Here is a 19,603-nt window from a genome sequence, read left to right as displayed (position 1 = left end):
TCTAAAAGTGTGGGCGGCCAGGTCATTCGCGGAGCCGGACGGTGATCTTGCGGATCCGTGCGGCCAGCGGCGGATGCGTCCCGTAGAACCGAAGACGCAATGCGATCAACCGGGGTAGCGGTTCGGTGTCCCAGCGCCGCAGGGCGGCGGCGAGCGCGCGGCCGTAACCGAGATCGACCGAGACTCGATCGGCGGCGAATTCGTCGCGCCGCTGCTGTGCGCTCCTGGTCAGCGGTTCCACGACCAGCAGGGCGACGAACAAGAGTGCGGCGGTGAGCCCGACGACCGGCTGCAGCACGATGACCACAACGGGCAGCAGACCTACCGCCACGACCAGTCGGACGTACGGTGCGAACGAGCCGAAGAGACCCGCGATCCGGCCGAACACTCTGCACAACGCCCACATGGCACGGCTGGGCAGCGCAAGCCAGGTGTCGAGTAACCGCACCCGAGGATCGACGTTGATGTGGTGCCCGAGTTCGTGCGCGAGAACGGCTTCGAGGTGCCGGCGTTTGAGACCCGCCAGCGCCGAACTCGTCACCGCGACAATGCGACTCGGCGCGGCGTAGGCATTCGGATCATCGGATTGCTCCACCCACAGCGAGTACGGCCACCCGTCCACCCCGGGCGCGCTGGTCACCTTCGCCCATGCGGCGGCGAGACGCTCGTCTTCCGGTGGGATCGGGCGCCGGAACTTCAAGGTCTTGGCGAATCTCGCGCGGTTGGGGGTGAACCAGGCCATGTCGAAGAGCATGACCCCGACGAACACCCACACCACCGCGGCGGTTATCGCCAGCCAGATTCCCGCCCAGGCCCCGAGGGTCAGAATGATTGCGACACTGAGCAATACCGTCGGCAACGCCAGCACCAGCGTCGATCCCACCGCCAGGTAGTCGGTTGAGCGGGCGGTGGCGCGTGGTGGCGGGTCGGCGGCGGAAGGCGCAGGCATGGTAACTCCCGGATTGTCGAACGGACCCGCGCTGGGCAGAACCCACCATCGTACGACGACAACCGCCCGGTGGAAATCGAGTTGTTCAGCGACTCAGCGGAAGTCGCGTGACTTCGAATCGACGCGTAGGTCCATCCGCTGCAGGTGTTCGGCGACGACGGTGACCGCTCCCTCGGCGTTCTGCACCCGACCGCGGATGAGCAGGGCGGGCGCGCTCTGCGCCAGGCGGCGGAAGCGGGCCCACAGGCCGACCGAGCAGACGACGTTCACCATGCCGGTCTCGTCTTCCAGATTGAGGAAGGTGACGCCCGCGGCCGTGGCGGGGCGTTGCCGGTGCGTCACCGCGCCGCCCACCAGCACTCGCGAGCCGTCCCGAACGGCGAGCAGGCCGGCGGCGGGGATCACGCCGAGGGCGTCGAGCTGCGGGCGCAGGAATTCGGTGGGATAGCTGCCCGGGGAGACGCCGGTGGCCCAGACGTCGGCGGCGGCCAGCTCGAGGTCGCTCATGCCGGGCAGCACGGGGGCGTTGGTGGCGGCGCCGGTGCCGGGCAGTCGATCCGGGCGTTCCCCCGCCGCCGCACCGGCGGCCCACAGCGCTTCGCGGCGGGTACTGCCGAGACCGCCGAGGGCACCCGCGGTGGCCAGCGATTCCGCTTGGACGACGGTGAGTTCCACGCGTCCGGTCAGGTCGAGGAAGGAGGTGTACGGCCCCTGATCCCTTGCGGCGACGATCTTTTCGGCGAGATCGTCGCCGATGTGCCGGATCGAGGCCAGCCCGAGGCGCACCTGGGTGCCCTCGTGTTCGAGGGTGGGTTCGGCGCGGCTGGCGTTGATGTCGGGGCCGTGCACCAGGACCCCGTGCCTGCGCGCGTCGGCGACCAGGGATTGCGGGGAGTAGAAGCCCATCGGTTGCGCGCGCAGCAGACCGGCGCAGAAGGCGGCGGGGTGGTGCAGCTTGAACCACGACGAGTAGAACACGATCGAGGCGAAGCTCTGCGAATGGCTTTCCGGGAAGCCGAAATTCGCGAAGGCGTAGAGCTTCTCGTAGATGCGGTCGGCGATTTCGCCGGTGATGCCGTGCAGGTCGCGCATGCCTTGGTAGAGGCGTTCTTTGAGCCCCTCCATACGCTCCGGGGAGCGCTTGGAGCCCATCGCGCGGCGCAGCTGGTCGGCCTCGGCGGCGGTGAAGCCCGCGACATCGACGGCCATCTGCATGAGCTGCTCCTGGAACAGCGGGACGCCGAGCGTGCGGGACAGCGAATTCTCCAGTGCCGGATGGTCGTAGGTCACCTTCTCGTTGCCGTTGCGGCGCCGGATATAGGGGTGCACCGAACCGCCCTGGATGGGACCGGGCCGGATCAGCGCCACCTCCACCACCAGGTCGTAGAACTCTCGCGGCTTCAGCCGGGGCAGCGTGGCCATCTGCGCTCGCGACTCCACCTGGAAGACGCCCACCGAGTCGGCGCGCGAGAGCATCTCGTAGACGGCGGCTTCCTTCAGGTCGAGCTTGTGCAGTTCGACGATCTCGCCGGTGTGCTCGCGCACCAGGTCGATCATGTAGTGCAGCGCGGAGAGCATGCCTAGGCCGAGCAGGTCGAACTTCACCAAATCGATGGCGGCGCAATCGTCCTTGTCCCACTGCAACACGCTGCGGCCGGGCATGCGCGCCCATTCCACCGGGCAGACATCGGCGATGGGGCGGTCGCAGATCACCATGCCCCCGGAGTGGATGCCGAGATGCCTTGGCAGGCCCTCTATTTCGGATGCCAGCTGGAGCACCTCGGTGGGGATGTCGGTGCCGGACTCGGTGCCGATGCCGGTCCACTGGCTCACCTGTTTGCTCCAGGCGTCCTGCTGGCCCGGCGAAAAGCCCAGTGCGCGTGCGGCATCGCGGACCGCGGACTTGCCGCGGTAGGTGATCACATTGGCCACCTGGGCGGCGTACGCGCGACCGTACTTGGTGTAGACGTGCTGGATAGCCTCCTCGCGGCGGTCGGATTCGATGTCGATATCGATATCGGGCGGTCCGTCGCGCTCCTGCGAGAGGAAGCGTTCGAACAGCAGGTTGTTGGTGACCGGGTCGACGTTGGTGATGCCGATCGCGTAGCAGACGGCCGAGTTGGCCGCCGAACCCCGGCCCTGGCACAGGATGTCGTTGTCCCGGCAGAAGGTGACGATGTCGTGCACCACCAGGAAGTAGCCGGGGAATTCCAGCTTGTCGATCACCGCGAGCTCGTGCTCGATCTGCCGGTACGCCTGCGGGTTTCGCTCCGGCGGGCCGTAGCGGGCCGCGGCGCCGTCGAGGGTGAGCGCGCGCAGCCAGGACTTCTCGTCGTGCTCGGCGGGCACGACGAACGGCGGCAGTTTCGGCGCGATCAGCTTCAGGTCGAAGGCGCATGCGCGGGCCAGCGCGACCGCGTTCGCCACCGCCTGCGGGCAGTCGGCGAACAACCGCGCCATCTCCGCGCCGGAACGCAGGTGCGCGCCGCCGGCCGGGGCCAGCCACCCGGCGATCTCGTCCAGGCTCTGTCTGGCCCTGATCGCCGCGAGCGCCATGGCGCGGCGACGCTGGCCCGGTGCGGCGAAATGCGCTCCGGTGGTGGCGAGTACGGGGAGGCCGAGGCGGTCGGCCAGGGCGATGAGGTGGGCGTTGCGCTCGTCGTCCTCCGGGATGCCGTGGTGGGTCAGTTCCACGCTCACCCGGTCGGTGCCGAACCGTTCCGTCAGGTCGCGCAGCGCGGCCTCGGATCGCACGAGACGGGTACTGCCCGAACGTAAATCGTCCGCGAGCGCTTGACGCAGGTGGCCTTTGCGGCAGCCGGTCAGGATCTGCCACTGGCCCTCGGCGGCCGCGGTGAGCGCGTCGAGGTCGTAGCGGAGGATGCCCTTCTCCCCCGCCGCCATGTGGGCGGCCGCGATCTCCCGGGATAGTCGGCGGTAGCCCTCTTGGCCGCGGGCCAGCACCAGCAGGTGCGGTCCGGCGGGGTCCGGTGATCCCGTGCGCGGCATGGAATCCGGTGCGTCGATGGACCGTGCACCCGGAACGCCCTCGGCCGGCTGGGTGCCCAGCGACAGCTCGGCCCCGAAGACCGTCGGCATCCCCCATTCCCTGGCCGCCTCCGCGAAGCGCACGGTCCCGTAGAAGCCGTCGTGGTCGGTGAGCGCGATCGCCTCGAGGCCCAGCCGCACGGCCTCCTCCACCAGTTCCTCCGGCTGGCTCGCGCCGTCCAGGAAGCTGTAGGCCGAGTGCGCGTGCAGTTCCGCGTACGGCACCGTCGGCCTGTCGGCGGGGACTACCGGCTCGGCCAGGTAATCCCCGCGCTTGCGCGACCAGGCCGGGCTGTCGCCGCCGTCGCCCGGGTACATCGCGTTCGGGTTCGTCCGGCCGGGCCGCCCCGACAGCAGCCGCTCCAGTTCCGCCCAGGTAGGCGGCCCGTTGCTCCAGCCCACCGGGCCTCACTTCCTCGGACGGATCAGTTGGTCGGCAGCGGCGCCGTCGAGCCCTCGGTGAGTGCGGCTTCGACCTGATCCAGGCCGGCCCGGATGAGCGCGCCGTAGGCGTCGTTGGCGAGGACGTCGAGGTGGCCGCGGGCGATGGCCAGTTGCATGCGGGCGGCTTCGAAGTCGCCGACGCGCCGGTGGCTGTCGGCCAGATTCAGGTACAGCGACGGGAGGAAGCTGCGGAGTCCTTCGTCCAGCGGGATGCCGGGGCCGAACACCGCGGCCAGCGCCCGCCGATCCCAGAGCAGCGCGGCCGCGGCCGTGTCCTGTAGGTCGGCGAGGTGATGCGCAATCACGCAGCGGTGCAAGGGATCACCGCCCTCACCGATCTCGTCCCACAACTTCTCCAGCGCCTGTCGCGCCGCCGCTTGGTCCCCGCCACCGAGCCGCACCGCGGCAAAGATTTCCGCCATCCGATCGTCCACCATGCGGTGAGTATCGCACATATGTTCGATCGATTTCGAGAGGTTGTTCGACCCGTGTTCACCACCTCGACCCCAGCCCCGAAAAGTGACCAGTTCCACTTGGCGAGTAAACTTACTTCGGAGTAAGTTCATGCCAACCCCAAACCTGCAAAGGAGCAGCGATGACCGACGCATCCGCTGACGCCAGCCTGCCCGCGACCCGGCGCAGCCGTCGCAACCGCGACATCTCCGGGCGGCATGTCCTTATCACCGGCGCGTCCTCCGGCATCGGCAAGGCGGCGGCGATCGCCGTCGCGGGCAAGGGTGCCACTGTATTCCTGCTCGCGCGCCGCGCCGACGAGCTCGCGTCCGTGGTCGACGAGATCAGGGCCGAGGGCGGCATCGCCTACGGATACCAGTGTGACGTCACCGATTCCGACTCGGTGGACCACGCCGTGAAGACCATTCTCGACGAGCACGGCCACGTCGACATGCTGGTGAACAACGCGGGCCGGTCCATCCGCCGCGCCATCCACCGCTCCACCGACCGGCTGCACGACTTCGAACGCACCATGGCGGTCAACTACTTCGGCGCGCTGCGCATGACGCTGGCGCTGCTGCCGCAGATGCGCGAGCGCAAGTTCGGCCACATCGTCAACATCAGCAGCGCGGGCGTGCAGGTGGCAACGCCGCGTTTCGCCGCCTACCTGGCCAGCAAGGCCGCGCTGGACAAGTTCGCCGAGGTGGCCTCGGTGGAGACCATGGCCGACGGCGTCACCTTCACCACCATCCACATGCCGCTGGTGCGCACCCCGATGATCACCCCGAGCGGCGATCAGGGCCAGCCCGCCGAATCTCCTGAGTGGGCGGCCGCGACGATCGTGCGCGCCCTGACCGAACGCCCCAAACGCATCGACGTGCCGATCGGCACCTTCGCCGAATACGGCGCCCTGCTCACCCCGAAGTTCCGCGACCGCATCCTGCACCGCTACTATCGCGCGCTGCCGGACTCCCCCGCCGCCAAGGGCGAACTGGTCGAAGAAGCCGAAGACAACGCGGAACCCGTTGTGCCCGAACGTGAACCACGCCCCCGCTCGGCCGCGCGCCGAGCCACCGGCACCGCGCTGCGCCGCGCGGCCCGCTGGGTCCCCGGGACCCATTGGTAAGCCGGACACAACGGCGCACTGGTGTTTTGCCTGAGGTGGTCAGGCGGTAGGTAGCTGCTCGATGGTGTCGACGACGAGGGCGGTTACGGGTTTGGCGGCGGCGGTGCAGCTGGCCTGGCGGGGCGGGAAGGTGATGGTGCAGGCGGTTACTCGCCAGCGGCGGCCGTCGCGGTGGGTGACCAGGGCGGCGTCGGCCGAGGTGGCGTCGGGGGCGACGGTGAGGTCGTTGGTTGTGGCGGAAATCTGTTCGCGTACAGCGACTTCCGCTAGTTGTTCGAGCGGCGGATAGCAGCTGCGGCCGCGCAGGCCGGTCAGTGAGACCTGGTCGCGGCGGGCGGCCTCGACCATCTCTTCGGCGGTTGCGGCGTCGAGTCGGCCGTAGGTGAGGCCGGAGGGTAGGAGTAACAGGGCGGGGGCGAAGCGGTGGCCGCCGGTGTGCGAGCACTCCCACACTTGCCCAGGGTATTTCGTGGCGAGTTCGGCGGCGATGGGGCGGCCGAGCAGGGCGCAGCACTGGTCGCGTTTTCCGTGTGCGCACACCAGTACCAGCGGATCGTGTACGGGCACACCGATTCCCGGCGGTGGGCCGTTCAGCAGGTGTAGGTCGATGTCGAGCAGTTGCTTCAGATCGGTGATCTCGAGGCGTTCGCACCAGGAGCCCTCGGGGCGCGAGCTGGCAAGCAAAACCGTTCGGGTGCCGGTGAATTCGTTGCGGCCGGGGCGGCGGATGAGGGTCGGGCGCACGTGCGCGGCGGCGGTGCGGGCCGCCAGTTCGGGCGTGAGCTCGGCGCCGAGCACCTCGTCGCCGATCACGTCGCGACCCCACGCGCCCGGATGCTCGACACAAAGCCAGCCGGTCACCTGGGTGGCGGTGCCCGGCAGCGGCGTTCCCGTCGCGGCGGCCGAGCAGAGCATCCCCTCGAATCCGGTGTTCCTCACTTCGCGAGGAACGGGTGAACGGCGGCGGCGAACTCGCGGTAGCGGTCGCGGTGGATGCTGTGGCCGCTGGCGACGGCGGTGACCGTGCAGTCGGGGATGGCGGCGCGCACGAGCTCGAGCTTCGCCGGGTCGACCATGCCGCCGGGGCCGCCGCGCAGCACCAGTGTGCGCGCGGCGATATCGGGCAGCCGGTCCCACCACTCCGGGTTCGGCTTGCGGAACTGTTCCAGCGCGGACCTGGTCATCGACCGGTCGAAGGCGAGCACGGCGCGCGGATGCCTGACCAGGCTGGTCGTCGCGTGCCAGAGTTCCGGCACGGTCGGGAAGCGACGGGTCAGCCGCAGCTCCTCGGCGCCGGACTGCAACGGCAGCGGGCACTCCTCGATGACGAGGCGACGCACCAGCTCCGGTCGCTCCTGCGCGACGCAGGAGACCGCGTAGCCGCCCAGCGAATGGCCGACCAGATCCACCGTGGACAGTTCCAGGCGTTCGCAGAGTTTCCGCACGTCGGCGCCGAATTCTTCGAACCGGTACGAATCGGTGTGCGAGCTGCGGCCGTGTCCGCGCAGGTCGGGAATGATGACCCGGCGGCCGGCCTGCACCAGTTCGCGCGCGAATCGGTCCCAGGTGTGTCCGTCGCCGCCCATGCCGTGCACCAGGACCACGGGCACGTCGGTAGCCGCGGTCGCCCCCGAATCCCGGAAGGCGATCCGCACGTCACCGAAGTCGAGTCTGGTCACCGTGAGATCCACGATCTTCGAGAATACTGGTGATGTCAGCTACCGGCCTGGAACTTGTTGCACGGATCACGTGAGCCCGGCGCCACATCGTACGTCCGGACGGTGCTCCATCGAGCGCATAACTGCGGAAACTGCGCCGAGGGGGCGGGCTTGATCGCATAGGCGCGGGATACCGACGAAGAAATCTTCTGGCGAATCCCGTTGTGCCGCGAAATACTCCGCGCATGCCGTCATTCGCGGACTACGACCGCCGAAACTATCCCACCGTCGATGTCGCCACCGGATATGACGGATGGGCACCGACGTACGAGCAAACCGTCATGGACGAGATGGATCTCGCGCTGCTGGCCCGGCTGCGGCGACCGGAGTGGTCACGGGTGCGACGGGCCGCCGACCTCGGCTGCGGGACCGGGCGAACCGGAGCTTGGCTGCGCAAGCAGGGGATTTCCCATATCGACGGGGTCGACGTGAGTACGGGAATGCTGGCGCGGGCAACGGAACGCGGGGCACACACCACGCTCACCCAGGCGGACGTGCGGGACACCGGACTGGCGGGCGAGGCCTACGACCTGGTGATCGCCTCGTTGATCGACGAGCACCTGCCCGAGTTGGCGCCGTTCTACGCCGAGGCGTGGCGGCTGGCCGCGCCCGGCGCGCGGTGCGTCCTGGTCAGCTTCCACCCGCAGTTCATGATGACGACCGGAATGCCGACGCACTACACGCCGCAGGGCGGTGCGCCGGTCGCGATCAGCACGAACCTGCACCTGCTCAGTGAGCACGTGACGGCGGCACTGGACGCGGGCTGGGTGCTCACCGAACTCACCGAGACGCTGATCGACGACACCTGGCTCACGGCCAAGCCGAAGTGGGCGGAGCTGCGCGGGCAGCCGTTCACCATGGCGACGGTGTGGGCGCGGCCCGCCTAGTCGTAAAGTCCTTCCGCGCGCCAGGTTTCGTCGTGGTAGACGAGCAGTAGCACTCGGACGTCGGACGGTTCGCCGTCGAGCTGGACCTGCGCGCGAGCGGTGAAAGTGGTTGGGGTGTCGTTGTTCTCGGCCGGTTCCGGCACCCACCAGCGTTCGTCCACCGGCCACGGGCCCGCCCATCCGGTCAGCTGCCATTGCCTGCTACCCCAGTGCAATCGGGACGGATCGGCGCTGAACAGGGCGCGGTCGGTGACCCGGATCGGATCGCCGTCGGCTGCTTCCAGGCGGACCAGTGGTCGGTTGAGCAGCAGCAGGGCGGGGGCAGGCTCGGGCATCCGGCCCGGCCACGGCAACGCGGGGTCGGCGGCGGGAATGGGTTCGTCGCCCAGCGCGACCAGGGTGATGCGCTCGGCGGGCCCGCGACCGCCGCTGAGCACGCCGACCCGCACCGCTTCGCCGCCGAGCAGACCCTGCACCCGGATCAGCGCACGCCGAGCCCGCTCGTCCTCCTCGCCGACGCCACCCCACAGTCCGAGTTGCAGCGCGCCCGCCGCCACCACCTCGACGGGTTCCAGGCGCAGCAGGGTGATCGGCGCGGTGGGCCGGTCGCGGCGGGTGAGCCAGCCGTCCAACTGCCAGCGCACCCGGTCGGCGGTGCCGTCCGGGGTCAGCGGTTCCGCACACCGCCAGATCCGCGAAAGCTCCTCCCCCGCATCGGTTTCCGCGAATATCGATAATCGGGTGCAGGCCAGGCCGGCGTTCGACAGCTCGGCATGCAGCCGGGTGGCGAGCATGCGGCCCGCGAAGGCGGCGGCATCGACCCGTTCGATCGGCGGGTCGCAGCGGTACTCCACCGTCAGGTCCTTGGGTGGCGGCCGCACGGAAGGCGGGCGCTCGGGTAGTGCCTGCGCGCAGCGATGCGCGAGCACGGCGTCGGCGCCGAACCGCGAGGCGACCTCGGCAGGGGTCAGCGCGGCGAAATCGCCTATTCGACGTAAGCCCAAGCGGTGCAACAGATCCACCAGGTCGGCGCGCTCCGGCGCGGCCAGGCTCGGCTCGACCGCGAGCTCACGCACCGGCATCGGCGCGAGAAACCGCGCCCCCGCCCCGGCGGGCACGAGCGCACCGCGCCGGGCGGCGATCACCGCTGTGGACAACTCGTCGGCGATGCCGATCTGCGCCTCCACCCCGGTGGCGGCCACCGCGTCGACGAGCCGCTCGGCCGCCGCCTCCTCGGAACCGAAAAACCTTGCGGCACCACGCGCCCCGAGCACCAACAGTCCGGGCCGCAGCACCTCGACCCCGGGCACCGTCGCGTCGACGGCCGCGACCACCGGCTCGAACAGCCGCGCGTCCCGATCCGGATCCGCCTGTGCGAGAAACAGATCCGGACACCGCCCCTGCGCCTCCCGCCGCTTCAACCCGCGCCGCACCCCATCGGCGCGCGCGATCGCCGAACACGCGATCACCCGATTGGCGAACAGCACCGCCACCGGCTGAGTCGCAGGCAACCGCGCCACCGCGGCGGCGGCAACCGCGGGCCAATCCGGACACCACAGCGCCAATACCCTTGCCGCCCCCTTCTCTCGGCCGGGAAGAATCACGGTGCCACACCACACATCTCGGCCCCGCCGCAAGCAGCAGCGGGCCCGATCGGTCGAGGTGAGCACCGCGGCACAGACATCGCTGCCCATCGGATCGCATGATCAGTCCGAATCATGCTGCGGCGCACACTATCTCGAGCCACATCACGACGCAGCCTCGCTGGCATCGGCCGGTTCGACGGCGCGGGTAACCGTTTCGTGCCGTGCCCATTCGACGCGGCCGGAGTTCGAGCGGAGGTCGAGGCGGCCGCGGCGGGGTGGGCCTGCTTTGCCGCGCACTTCTACCTCGAGGCCGAGGGAGCGCAGGCGGCCGCGGCCGTGACCGAGGCCCGCGTAACCGGCGATGCGGGCGTCGAGGTGCAGGGCGGCGCCGGGCCAGCGGCCGTCGGTGACCACGAGGGTGGCGCCCTTGTTGCGGGCGCGGGCGGCGATCACGCGGGTGCGGGCGGGGGCGACGGCGGCGCCGCCGAGGCCGAGCACGACCAGGTCGAGGCCGTCGAGCAACACGGCGGCCACCTCCACCGGGTCCGGGCCGGGATCGGGGATCACGGCCAGTCGTTCCAGCTGAGCACCCATCTCCACCGCGGCGAGCAGGCCGAGCCGGGGCACCCCGACCACCGCGGCATGCCCGCCGTCCTCGGTCACCGCGGCGAGCAGGCCCGCAAGCAGCGAACGCGCGCCCGTGTAGGACACGACGGAACCCTTGGTCAGGCCACCGCCGGGCAACAGCCCAGCCAGCGCGGGCGGCACCGCGAGCGACTCCCGGCGCAGTTCGGCGTCGAGCGGAATGCGCTCGGCCGCGGCCTCGCCGCGACCGGGTATCGCCGCCATTCTTCGGCGCAGCTCAGCCAGCGTCGGTGGGCTCGCCCGCCCCGACGTCGTATGCGGTTGTGCCCCCTCCTGCGGTTTCGCATCCGAACCCATCCCTACCACCTACTTCCCACGATGGACCCGAGGCGACGCGTACGGAACGACCCCGGAACAAGGGGATCAGCACCGATTCAGCTATCGATCCGTATCGAATATACGTTCGATACCTGCTCAGTAGAAACCGACCCCCGGGTTCCGTCAAGGCCCCACCCCCGCCACCGCGATTTCGCAACGATGCCGTTGTAAACGCTGGTAGGTCAGTTGCCCGGCCGTTATCGCGGCAGCGAACCGGACAACCCGCAGTCAAGCCGTGTCACAGTGACGAACGGCGCCGACCGCGCCCACCGCCCCGCCTCGCCGACCCGGCGGGCTCCAGCGGATGGGATCGGCTACTCGGCGAACTGCACAGAAACGGCGGGCGTTCGTGTCAGCAAACCCCGTAGGGCACCCTGTTTTCCGCTACCCTCGCACCGTGACCGAACGCGCTCGTCCCATTGTCGGCCCCGACTATCTTGTTGCCGGCCGCTACCGGCTGCAGTCGAAGCTGGGTGGCGGTGGCATGGGCGCGGTCTGGCTCGCGCACGACCGGCTGCTCGATCGGGACGTCGCCATCAAGCAGGTCATCTCGACGGCCGGACTCGACGAAGCCGAGGCCAACGAGATCCGCGCCCAGATCATGCACGAGGGCCGGGTCGCGGCCAAGCTCTCGCACGAGCACGCGATCGCCGTGTACGACGTGGTGCTGGAGGCGGGCGAGCCCTGGCTGGTGATGGAGCACTTACCCTCGCGCAGCGTGGCCAAGGCGCTCGCGCTGGTGGACACGCTGCCGCCGATCGAGGTGGCACAGATCGGCGCGCAGGTCGCCGACGCGCTGGCCGCCGCGCACGCGGCGGGCATCACGCACCGCGACATCAAGCCGGGCAATATCCTTGTCGCTGACCGCGGTCCGATCGTCGGCATGGCCAAGCTCAGCGACTTCGGCATCTCGCGCGGCGCGGGCGAGCACTCCGACGAACCCGACGGCGTGATCACCGGCACCCCCGCCTACCTGCCGCCGGAGGTGGCGCGCGGCGCGCAGCCGACCAAGGCCAGCGACGTATTCTCGCTCGGCGCAACGCTGTACACCGCGATCGAGGGGCAGCCGCCGTTCGGTCTCGACGAGGACAGCGATGTCCTGGTGCATCGCGCGGCCATGGCGCAGATCATTCCGCCGACCCGCAGCGGCATGCTCACCGAGGCGCTGCTGCACATGCTGGAGCCCGCGCCGCAACGACGGCCGACGATGGCCGAGGCCAGGGACGAAATCCTCACCGCGGCCTTCGGTCCCGGCACCGGGCCGTACATTCTCGGCGCACCGGTGCGCACCGAGGACGGCACGATTCCGGCGTGGGCGGCCCGGAATTCGGCGTCCGGCCTGCGCAGTCCGCACTCGACCCCGCTGCCGCGACCGCACCGCACCGCGGTGGGCGCCTCGGCGACACCCGCGCCGCAGCGGACCAAGGCGCCGCAGGCGAGCACCGCGCCGCTGGCGATCGCCGTCGGCCTGCTGATCGGGCTGATCATCATCATCGCGATCATCATCGCGATGATGTAAAGCCCTCCCCGCCAACGCGACCGACGTTTCGAGTCGGTTGATGCCCCGCACACCGAGCAGACGGTTGCGCAGCATGCGAGGGGTGAAGCGGCTCCGCGAAGTCAGTCGATGCGACGGTGATGCGCCCAACGCGTGAGCGCGTTGCGATTGGACTGCTGAGTCTTGCGAAGCACGTTGGAAGCGTGCGTCTCCACGGTTTTCACCGAGATGAACAGGTTTTCGGCGATTTCCCGGTAGGTGTAGCCACGGGCGAGCAACCGCAGCACCTCGAGTTCGCGCGGGGTCAGCGAATCCAGTTCCGGATCCAGCGGCGGCTCGGGCACCTGCGATTTTCCGGTGAACGAGTCGAGCACGAAACCGGCGAGCCGCGGGCTGAACACCGCGTCGCCGCCGGACACCCGGCGAATACCGTCGGCCAGTTCGGCGCCCGAAATCGTCTTGGTCACATAGCCTCTGGCACCTGCCCGGATCACCGCGATGACATCTTCGGCGGCATCGGACACGCTCAACGCCAGGCATACCGGCCCCTCTTCGATGCCCGCGAGCACCGCGACGCCACCACCGTCGGGCATGTGCACGTCGAGCAGCACCACATCGGGATTCGTCGCCTTGATGCCTGCGATCGCTTCGGCCACCCCACCTGCCTCGCCGACCACCTCCATGTCGGTTTCCCTGCTCAACTCCGCTCGCACACCCGACCGGAACACTGCGTGATCATCAACGAGAAAGACCCGCACGGCCACGCTCATCCGCCTCTCCGCGTATTTTGCCGGCCGTAAGAGCCGCGACAGTTTTGTCCGCGGGCCGACGGCAATGAACTGAGTCTAGTTCTGGACGTACCCGACGAGTTACCCATGTTCTCACGAAATCAACTGCCCCGTTTGTCGACCAATTGACCACATAGTTCGTCTGGCTCCGCACGGGCACAACACGATTGCCAAACCTGGGCCTGCCTGGGACACCGGGCTACCGCTCCCGCCCGGCAGCTGCGATATGCGGCTCAGGCGAATCCTCTGGCACATCAGCGGAGTCCGCTTCGGCAACCGTTTCATCACCACCGGAATCCGTGCGCGGCATGGTGATTCGCACCTCGGTGCCGCGGCCGGGATTGGACAGGATCTCCACTTGGCCGCCGCGGCGTTCGACCCGGCCGCGGATGGACTTCGCCAGGCCCTGCCGGTCCTGCGGCACCGCGGTGATGTCGAAACCGGCGCCGCGGTCGCGCACGAAGATGCTCACCTGGTGCGGCTCGGTCTCGGCGAACAGGTCGATCTCCGGGACTCCCGCGTGCTTGGCGGCGTTGACCAGCGCCTCCCGGCTGGCGCCGAGCAGCGCGGTGAAGTGCTCCTTCGGCAGGCCCGCACCGGTCTCGCCGATGTCCATCGACACATCGCCGACGGTCACCGGGGTCACCTTCACGCCGTGCTGGTCCTCCACCTCGCCCGCGATGGTGCGCAGCGCGGCGGCCAGACTCGATTGCGCCGGACCGGAATCCTCGAACAACCACTTGCGCAGTTCCCGCTCCTGGCTGCGGGCCAGCCGCACCACCTCCTGCGGGTCCTCGGCCTGGCGCTGGATCAGGGCCAGCGTCTGCAGCACCGAATCGTGCAGGTGCGAGGCGATCTCCTCGCGTTCCTCGTTGCGGATGCGCGCGGAGCGTTCGGCGTTCAGCGCCCGCATCATCCGCAACCACAGCGGCACCGTCAGCAACCCGGCACCGACCAGCGTCACGGCCACCGCGATCAACGCGGACCCGAGCGAACTCAGATCGATCCTGGCCAGCACCACCACGCCGAGCCCGGCCACGATCAGCGTGCCGCCCGCGACGATGCGCGCCCAGGTCACCACCGAGGGACGCGCGGGCAGCCCGAGCAGCGACCGCGGGCCGTCCGCGTCGTACTCCCGCCACACCAGCGCCGCGCCGATGGCGACGGCGATGATGGGCGCGATCACGCTCGCCGCGGTCCCGCTGAATATCCACGACACGCCGACGGCCAGACCGACGCCGAGCAACGCGAGCCCGATCGCCTGGCGCCGTTCGGAGCCGGACGGCTTCGCCACATCCGAGCCACCCGGCGTGAAGATCCACAGCAACCCGTAGGTGACGATGCCCGCTCCGAACGCGGACAGCAGTACGAACGCGATCCGCACCTTGAACACGTCGATCCCGAGGTGATCGGCGATTCCGCCCGCCACCCCGCCGACGATCCGGCCACCCGATCGCCGCGCCATCCGGGCAGGTGGCGGCCCCGGGTTCAACACCGGCGCCGGTCCGAAACCGCGCGCGGCGTCGAATCCCCGCGCGGCATCGAACCCTCGGGTGTCGAACGAGGGCGCAGACGGGTACATGCTCTCGATAGTGGCACGTCCCGGCGACAGCTAGCCATCAGGAATCTCCCTGATCTTCTGCCGAATGGCGGATGATTGGCCTGACCGGCCGGGTCCAAAAGGATCAGGAAATTCTTCAGGGTTCTCCCCGATGCGCGGATGTGCTGGTCAGGCACAGGATGGGAACCATGACGAAAACGAGCTTCGGGGATCAGCTCCAGCAGATCTGGCGTACACGGCCGGCGCGGTTGCCTCGGCAGGGGCCGATTGCTGGCGTGGCGGCCGGGTTCGCGCAGCGCTACAACGTCGATCCGGTGCTGGTGCGGGTGGCGTTCGTGGTGTCCGCGATATTCGGTGGTTCCGGGGTCGTGCTCTATCTGCTGGCCTGGCTGCTGCTGAGCGCCGCCGGTGACGAGTCGTCGGCGGCGGAGTCGCTGGTCGGCAAGGGACAGAGCTCGCAGTCGCAGACCAAGACGATCGTGTTGATCGTCGCGCTCGCCATCGCGGTGAGCACGATGGGTCCGGTCGGCGTCGGTCTCGGCGGCTCGGGGCTGATCAGCATGGCGTTGATGCTGGCGGGCTGGTGGATGCTGCACCTGCGCAATCCGGAACCGCCGCCCGGCACTACCAGTGAGTTCAGCGGATACATCGCGGACAGCGGGATCATGGCGACCGGCTACCCCGGCGCGGTCTTCCCGCAGGGCGCGCAGCGCACCGCGGGCGATATGTATGTGCCGCCGACCAGCGTGTACACGCCGTACACCAAGCTGCCGGACGCCTACACTCCGGAAGCGCCGAGCGAGCCTGAAACCGTTCTGCCGCAACGGGATTCCGTACCGACCGACCAGGTGCAACGCACCGACGCGGACACCGTCCTGCTACACAAGGGTGACCAGAACTCAGCGGACAGTGACGTGGCGCGACCCGAAAAGGGCAACGCCCCAGGCGAAGCCGTCCTGCTCGACAAGGGCGACAACACCACCGAGGTCATCGAGACCCGAAGTGCCTCAGGCCCAGCACCTTCCGGCCAAACCGACACCCCGTCACTCACCAAGGACGCTCCGGCACCGGGCAGCACTCGCCCCTCCGGCACATCCACCGCGCTGAAGCCCCCGACCCCGGCCACCATCGGCCGCACCACCCCGCCGTCCTGGGACCCGCTCGGCGTCGCCCCGCTCGCCTGGGACCTGCCCGAACCGACCCCGGTCCGCACCATCGTCGCTCCTCCCCCGAAGCGCCCCCGCTCCCGGCTGACCCCGGTGGTGATCGGCCTGGCCATCCTGGCCGCCGCCGGTGCCGGTGCGCTGGCCGCCTCGGGTGCCGAATGGATGACGCCCGGCCGGATCGCGGCGGTGGCGCTGGCGGTGATCGGGCTCGGCCTGATCCTCGGCGCGTTCCTGCGGCGCGGCTACGGCCTGCTGGTGCTGACCGCGCCGCTGGCCGGGTTCGTCCTGCTGGCCTCGGCGATCGGGCCGATCGACTTCGACCGCGGCGCGATGGGCGAGCACGTCTGGACACCGACCGCGGTCGGCCAGCTGGACTCGCATTACGTCGTGAATATGGGCTCGGGCACATTGGATCTGCGACAACTGAATCTGACCGAGAACCGCAAGGTCGACGTCGACGTCCGAATGGGTAACCTGCAGGTGTGGCTGCCCAACGGTATGAAGGTGGACACCAAGTGCACCGAGACCATGGGTAACGCCCAGTGCGTGAACGGCCTCAGCGGACCGGCCACCGAGGGCGCACCCGTGCTCGACCTGAACATCAACGTCCGAGCCGGAAACGCGGAGGTGCACCGTGGCTGACAAGTCCACCGAAACCGAGTCCCGCCGTGGACCTTCCGCGTCGCTGCTGATCATCGGCCTGCTCGCCCTGGGGGTGAGCGCGTGGGCCTTCATCGGCCCCGAGTCGTGGCCGTCGACCAGCGTGGTCCCGGTCGGCTGGATCGTGGTGCTCGCCGCCATCATCGTCGGCATCGTGCTGGTGGTTTCCCCGCGCAGACGCCACTGATCGACCAGACAAAGAATGGCCCGTCCGGCAGGACGGGCCATTCTTGTTGCGCTACTGGGGAATCACTCCCACTCGATGGTGCCCGGCGGCTTGCTGGTCACATCGAGGACGACCCGGTTGACCTCCGCCACCTCGTTGGTGATCCGGGTAGAGATCCGCTCGAGCACCTCGTACGGCAGCCGGGTCCAGTCCGCGGTCATCGCGTCCTCGCTGGAGACCGGGCGCAGCACGATCGGGTGGCCGTAGGTGCGGCCGTCGCCCTGCACGCCGACGCTGCGCACGTCCGCGAGCAGCACCACGGGGCACTGCCAGATCTGCTTGTCCAGCCCGGCCGCGGTGAGCTCCTCGCGCGCGATGGCGTCGGCCTGCCGCAGCGTGACCAGTCGATCCTCGGTGACCTCACCGACGATGCGAATGGCGAGACCGGGGCCGGGGAACGGCTGACGTCCGACGATCTCCTCGGGCAACCCGAGCTCGCGGCCGACCGCCCGCACCTCGTCCTTGAACAGCAGGCGCAGCGGCTCGACCAACTCGAATTCCAGGTCGTCCGGCAGACCGCCGACGTTGTGGTGGCTCTTGATGTTCGCGGTGCCGCTGCCGCCACCGGATTCGACGACGTCCGGGTACAGGGTGCCTTGGACCAGGAACTCGACCTTCGGTGTGGCGCCGTCCGCCTGTTCGATGACGACCTCGGAGACCGCGTCCTCGAAGGACCGGATGAACTCCCGCCCGATGACCTTGCGCTTCTCTTCGGGGTCGGTGACGCCCTTCAGCTCACCGAGGAACTTGTCGACCGCGTCGACGGTCACCAGTTTGGCACCGGTCGCGGCGACGAAGTCCTGCTGCACCTGCTCGCGTTCGCCCGACCGCAACAGGCCGTGATCGACGAAGACACAGGTCAGCCGGTCGCCGATGGCGCGCTGCACCAATGCGGCGGCGACCGCGGAGTCGACACCGCCGGACAGCCCGCAGATCGCATGCCCGTCGCCGATCTGCTCCCGCACCGAGGTGATCAGCGACTCGGCGATATTGGCCGGGGTCCAGGTGGCGCGGATGCCCGCGATTTCGTGCAGGAACCGGCTGAGCACCTGCTGCCCGTGCGGCGAATGCAGGACCTCGGGGTGGTACTGCACCCCGGCCAGACGTCGGGCCCGGTTCTCGAACGCGGCGACCGGAGCCCCCGCGGAGGTGCCGGTGACCTCGAAGCCCTCGGGCGCGTCGGTGACCGCGTCGCCGTGGCTCATCCAGACCGGCTGGATGGTGGGCAGGCCACCGTGCAGCACGCCACCGTCGACATTGAGCTCGGTCCGGCCGTATTCGCGGGTGCCGGTGTGCGAGACGGTGCCGCCGAGCGCCTGCGCCATCGCCTGGAAGCCGTAGCAGATGCCGAAGACCGGGATATCGAGATCGAACAGGCGCGCGTCCAATTGCGGTGCGCCCTCGGCATACACGCTGGACGGGCCGCCGGACAGGATCACCGCGAGCGGCTGCTTCTCGGCGATCTCCTCCACCGTGGTGGTGTGCGGGATCACCTCCGAGAACACACTCGACTCGCGGACCCGCCGGGCGATCAGCTGTGCGTATTGCGCGCCGAAGTCGACGACGAGGACCGGTCTCTGAGTTTGCGCCACGCGCACAGTTTAGTGAGGCGGCCACGCGGGCGAACCATCGGCACAGCACCTTCGCCGTGCCCAGCTCCAGCAAGCAAAAAGGCGAGCCAGCAAATCGCCCCACCCGCCCCCGTGCCGCTGGCTATCCTCGTGCTCGTGCCATTCGCCCGCGCGATCGACGCCGACATCCACTACGAGGACAGCGGCGGGAGCGGCCCGGTGGTGCTGCTAGCACATGAGTTCTTCATGGACCGGACGATGTTCGCGGCTCAGATGGCCGCGCTGGCACCGGAATTCCGGATCGTCTCGTGGGACGCGCGCGGCCACGGCCGCACCAGGGACGAGGGTTTGCCGTTCACCTATTGGACCGCCGCCCGCGACGCGCTGACCGTGCTGGACCACCTCGGCGCCGAGCGCGCGGTGGTCGGCGGCACCGCGCAGGGCGGCTTCACCGCGCTTCGCACCGCGCTCATCGCGCCGGAACGGGTGTCGGCGCTGATCCTGATCAGCACCGAGGCCAACGGCCCGACACCGGAGCAGTCCGACGCCACCCAGAAGTTCCTCGCGGAGTGGTACGACGACGGCTCGCGCCAGCAGGCGGCAAATCAGCTGGCGTCCTGGCTGATCGGCGACGACAACTGGTACCGGACGATCTGGACCACCCGCTGGCTGCTGCGCGACTGCCGCGGCATCGAGGTCGCGGCGGGCTGCCTGCTCAGCCGGGACTCGGTGCTGGAGCGGTTGACCGAAATCACCTGTCCCGCCTTGGTGATTCACGCCACCGACAGCGGCATCCCGCCCGACCGGGCCAGGCAGCTGACGCAGGGACTCACCGGCGCGAGCTACGTGGAGATCGCGGGCGCTCGGCTCGCGGTCACCATGACGCACCCGGAACCGGTGAACATCGCCATGCGCCAGTTCCTGCGCGAGCGGATCACGCCCTCACACGCCAGGTAGGG

General features: G+C 69.4%; 16 protein-coding genes. 6 read left to right on the top strand and 10 right to left on the bottom strand.

The genetic code is table 11. The features are described 5' to 3' along the window. Positions 1-22: 22 nt before the first annotated feature. From ACQPW1_RS06345 to ACQPW1_RS06335, 3 genes are all read right to left on the bottom strand, one after another. Entirely contained in the window at positions 23-949 is a 927-nt protein-coding gene (locus tag ACQPW1_RS06345) for a M48 family metalloprotease (RefSeq protein ID WP_433661808.1), read from the bottom strand. A 93-nt stretch (positions 950-1,042) separates the two neighbouring features. Continuing rightward, a complete protein-coding gene (locus ACQPW1_RS06340; protein WP_433661807.1) occupies positions 1,043-4,399 on the bottom strand; it encodes an error-prone DNA polymerase in 3,357 nt (1,118 codons plus the stop codon). A gap of 23 nt (positions 4,400-4,422) precedes the next feature. After that, complete coding sequence (locus tag ACQPW1_RS06335) at positions 4,423-4,878, bottom strand: hypothetical protein (RefSeq protein ID WP_433661806.1); 456 nt, start codon at positions 4,876-4,878, stop codon at positions 4,423-4,425. A gap of 158 nt (positions 4,879-5,036) precedes the next feature. Here ACQPW1_RS06335 and ACQPW1_RS06330 point away from each other — a divergent pair, with 158 nt between their 5' ends. Then, positions 5,037-6,020 (top strand): SDR family NAD(P)-dependent oxidoreductase, encoded by a 984-nt coding sequence (locus ACQPW1_RS06330; protein ID WP_433661805.1) that lies wholly within the window; start codon positions 5,037-5,039, stop codon positions 6,018-6,020. Between the two features lie 39 nt (positions 6,021-6,059). Here ACQPW1_RS06330 and ACQPW1_RS06325 read toward each other — a convergent pair whose 3' ends face one another. Next, on the bottom strand, positions 6,060-6,935 hold the full coding sequence (locus ACQPW1_RS06325; protein ID WP_433665165.1) for a sucrase ferredoxin: 876 nt from the start codon (positions 6,933-6,935) through the stop codon (positions 6,060-6,062). Positions 6,936-6,955: 20 nt separating this feature from the next. After that, positions 6,956-7,711 (bottom strand): alpha/beta fold hydrolase, encoded by a 756-nt coding sequence (locus tag ACQPW1_RS06320; RefSeq protein WP_433661804.1) that lies wholly within the window; start codon positions 7,709-7,711, stop codon positions 6,956-6,958. Positions 7,712-7,923: 212 nt separating this feature from the next. Between ACQPW1_RS06320 and ACQPW1_RS06315 the strand changes: the two genes are divergently transcribed. Further along, on the top strand, positions 7,924-8,625 hold the full coding sequence (locus tag ACQPW1_RS06315) for a class I SAM-dependent DNA methyltransferase (RefSeq protein ID WP_433661803.1): 702 nt from the start codon (positions 7,924-7,926) through the stop codon (positions 8,623-8,625). Here the strand turns inward: ACQPW1_RS06315 and ACQPW1_RS06310 are convergent. After that, entirely contained in the window at positions 8,622-10,319 is a 1,698-nt protein-coding gene (locus ACQPW1_RS06310; RefSeq protein WP_433661801.1) for a DNA polymerase Y family protein, read from the bottom strand. The genes ACQPW1_RS06315 and ACQPW1_RS06310 overlap by 4 nt on opposite strands. A gap of 54 nt (positions 10,320-10,373) precedes the next feature. Continuing rightward, positions 10,374-11,153 carry a hypothetical protein gene (locus ACQPW1_RS06305; protein ID WP_433661800.1) on the bottom strand — a complete coding sequence of 260 codons (780 nt, stop codon included), beginning with the start codon at positions 11,151-11,153 and terminating at the stop codon, positions 10,374-10,376. Between the two features lie 418 nt (positions 11,154-11,571). Between ACQPW1_RS06305 and ACQPW1_RS06300 the strand changes: the two genes are divergently transcribed. Further along, a complete protein-coding gene (locus ACQPW1_RS06300; protein WP_433661798.1) occupies positions 11,572-12,693 on the top strand; it encodes a serine/threonine-protein kinase in 1,122 nt (373 codons plus the stop codon). Between the two features lie 101 nt (positions 12,694-12,794). Here ACQPW1_RS06300 and ACQPW1_RS06295 read toward each other — a convergent pair whose 3' ends face one another. After that, complete coding sequence (locus tag ACQPW1_RS06295) at positions 12,795-13,442, bottom strand: response regulator (protein ID WP_433661797.1); 648 nt, start codon at positions 13,440-13,442, stop codon at positions 12,795-12,797. 217 nt (positions 13,443-13,659) lie between these two features. Beyond that, complete coding sequence (locus ACQPW1_RS06290; protein WP_433665164.1) at positions 13,660-14,925, bottom strand: ATP-binding protein; 1,266 nt, start codon at positions 14,923-14,925, stop codon at positions 13,660-13,662. A 275-nt stretch (positions 14,926-15,200) separates the two neighbouring features. Here ACQPW1_RS06290 and ACQPW1_RS06285 point away from each other — a divergent pair, with 275 nt between their 5' ends. Next, positions 15,201-16,829: a PspC domain-containing protein gene (locus tag ACQPW1_RS06285; protein WP_433661795.1), complete on the top strand. Its 1,629-nt coding sequence runs from the start codon at positions 15,201-15,203 to the stop codon at positions 16,827-16,829. Next, the gene (locus ACQPW1_RS06280) at positions 16,822-17,034 is read left to right on the top strand and encodes a hypothetical protein (protein ID WP_433661794.1); all 213 of its coding nucleotides are present in this window, start codon (positions 16,822-16,824) and stop codon (positions 17,032-17,034) included. The genes ACQPW1_RS06285 and ACQPW1_RS06280 overlap by 8 nt, the downstream gene beginning before the upstream one ends. A 62-nt stretch (positions 17,035-17,096) precedes the next feature. Here ACQPW1_RS06280 and guaA read toward each other — a convergent pair whose 3' ends face one another. After that, positions 17,097-18,665 (bottom strand): glutamine-hydrolyzing GMP synthase, encoded by a 1,569-nt coding sequence (gene guaA, locus ACQPW1_RS06275; RefSeq protein WP_433661793.1) that lies wholly within the window; start codon positions 18,663-18,665, stop codon positions 17,097-17,099. Between the two features lie 135 nt (positions 18,666-18,800). Between guaA and ACQPW1_RS06270 the strand changes: the two genes are divergently transcribed. Continuing rightward, entirely contained in the window at positions 18,801-19,601 is an 801-nt protein-coding gene (locus ACQPW1_RS06270) for an alpha/beta fold hydrolase (RefSeq protein WP_433661792.1), read from the top strand. Positions 19,602-19,603 lie beyond the last annotated feature (2 nt).

It is taken from the genome of Nocardia sp. CA-128927 (assembly GCF_050955855.1).
In the GTDB taxonomy this organism is placed as follows: domain Bacteria; phylum Actinomycetota; class Actinomycetes; order Mycobacteriales; family Mycobacteriaceae; genus Nocardia.
This window is presented reverse-complemented; position numbering and strand designations above follow the sequence as displayed.

What these genes read in the sequence shown, in the direction of transcription:
- ACQPW1_RS06345 (WP_433661808.1), bottom strand. Translation starts at nt 949, where the DNA reads ATGCCTGCGCCTTCCGCCGCCGACCCGCCACCACGCGCCACCGCCCGC.
- ACQPW1_RS06335 (WP_433661806.1), bottom strand. Translation starts at nt 4,878, where the DNA reads ATGGTGGACGATCGGATGGCGGAAATCTTTGCCGCGGTGCGGCTCGGT.
- ACQPW1_RS06330 (WP_433661805.1), top strand. Translation starts at nt 5,037, where the DNA reads ATGACCGACGCATCCGCTGACGCCAGCCTGCCCGCGACCCGGCGCAGC.
- ACQPW1_RS06325 (WP_433665165.1), bottom strand. Translation starts at nt 6,935, where the DNA reads ATGCTCTGCTCGGCCGCCGCGACGGGAACGCCGCTGCCGGGCACCGCC.
- ACQPW1_RS06315 (WP_433661803.1), top strand. Translation starts at nt 7,924, where the DNA reads ATGCCGTCATTCGCGGACTACGACCGCCGAAACTATCCCACCGTCGAT.
- ACQPW1_RS06310 (WP_433661801.1), bottom strand. Translation starts at nt 10,319, where the DNA reads ATGGGCAGCGATGTCTGTGCCGCGGTGCTCACCTCGACCGATCGGGCC.
- ACQPW1_RS06305 (WP_433661800.1), bottom strand. Translation starts at nt 11,153, where the DNA reads ATGGGTTCGGATGCGAAACCGCAGGAGGGGGCACAACCGCATACGACG.
- ACQPW1_RS06295 (WP_433661797.1), bottom strand. Translation starts at nt 13,442, where the DNA reads ATGAGCGTGGCCGTGCGGGTCTTTCTCGTTGATGATCACGCAGTGTTC.
- ACQPW1_RS06290 (WP_433665164.1), bottom strand. Translation starts at nt 14,925, where the DNA reads ATGGCGCGGCGATCGGGTGGCCGGATCGTCGGCGGGGTGGCGGGCGGA.
- ACQPW1_RS06285 (WP_433661795.1), top strand. Translation starts at nt 15,201, where the DNA reads ATGGGAACCATGACGAAAACGAGCTTCGGGGATCAGCTCCAGCAGATC.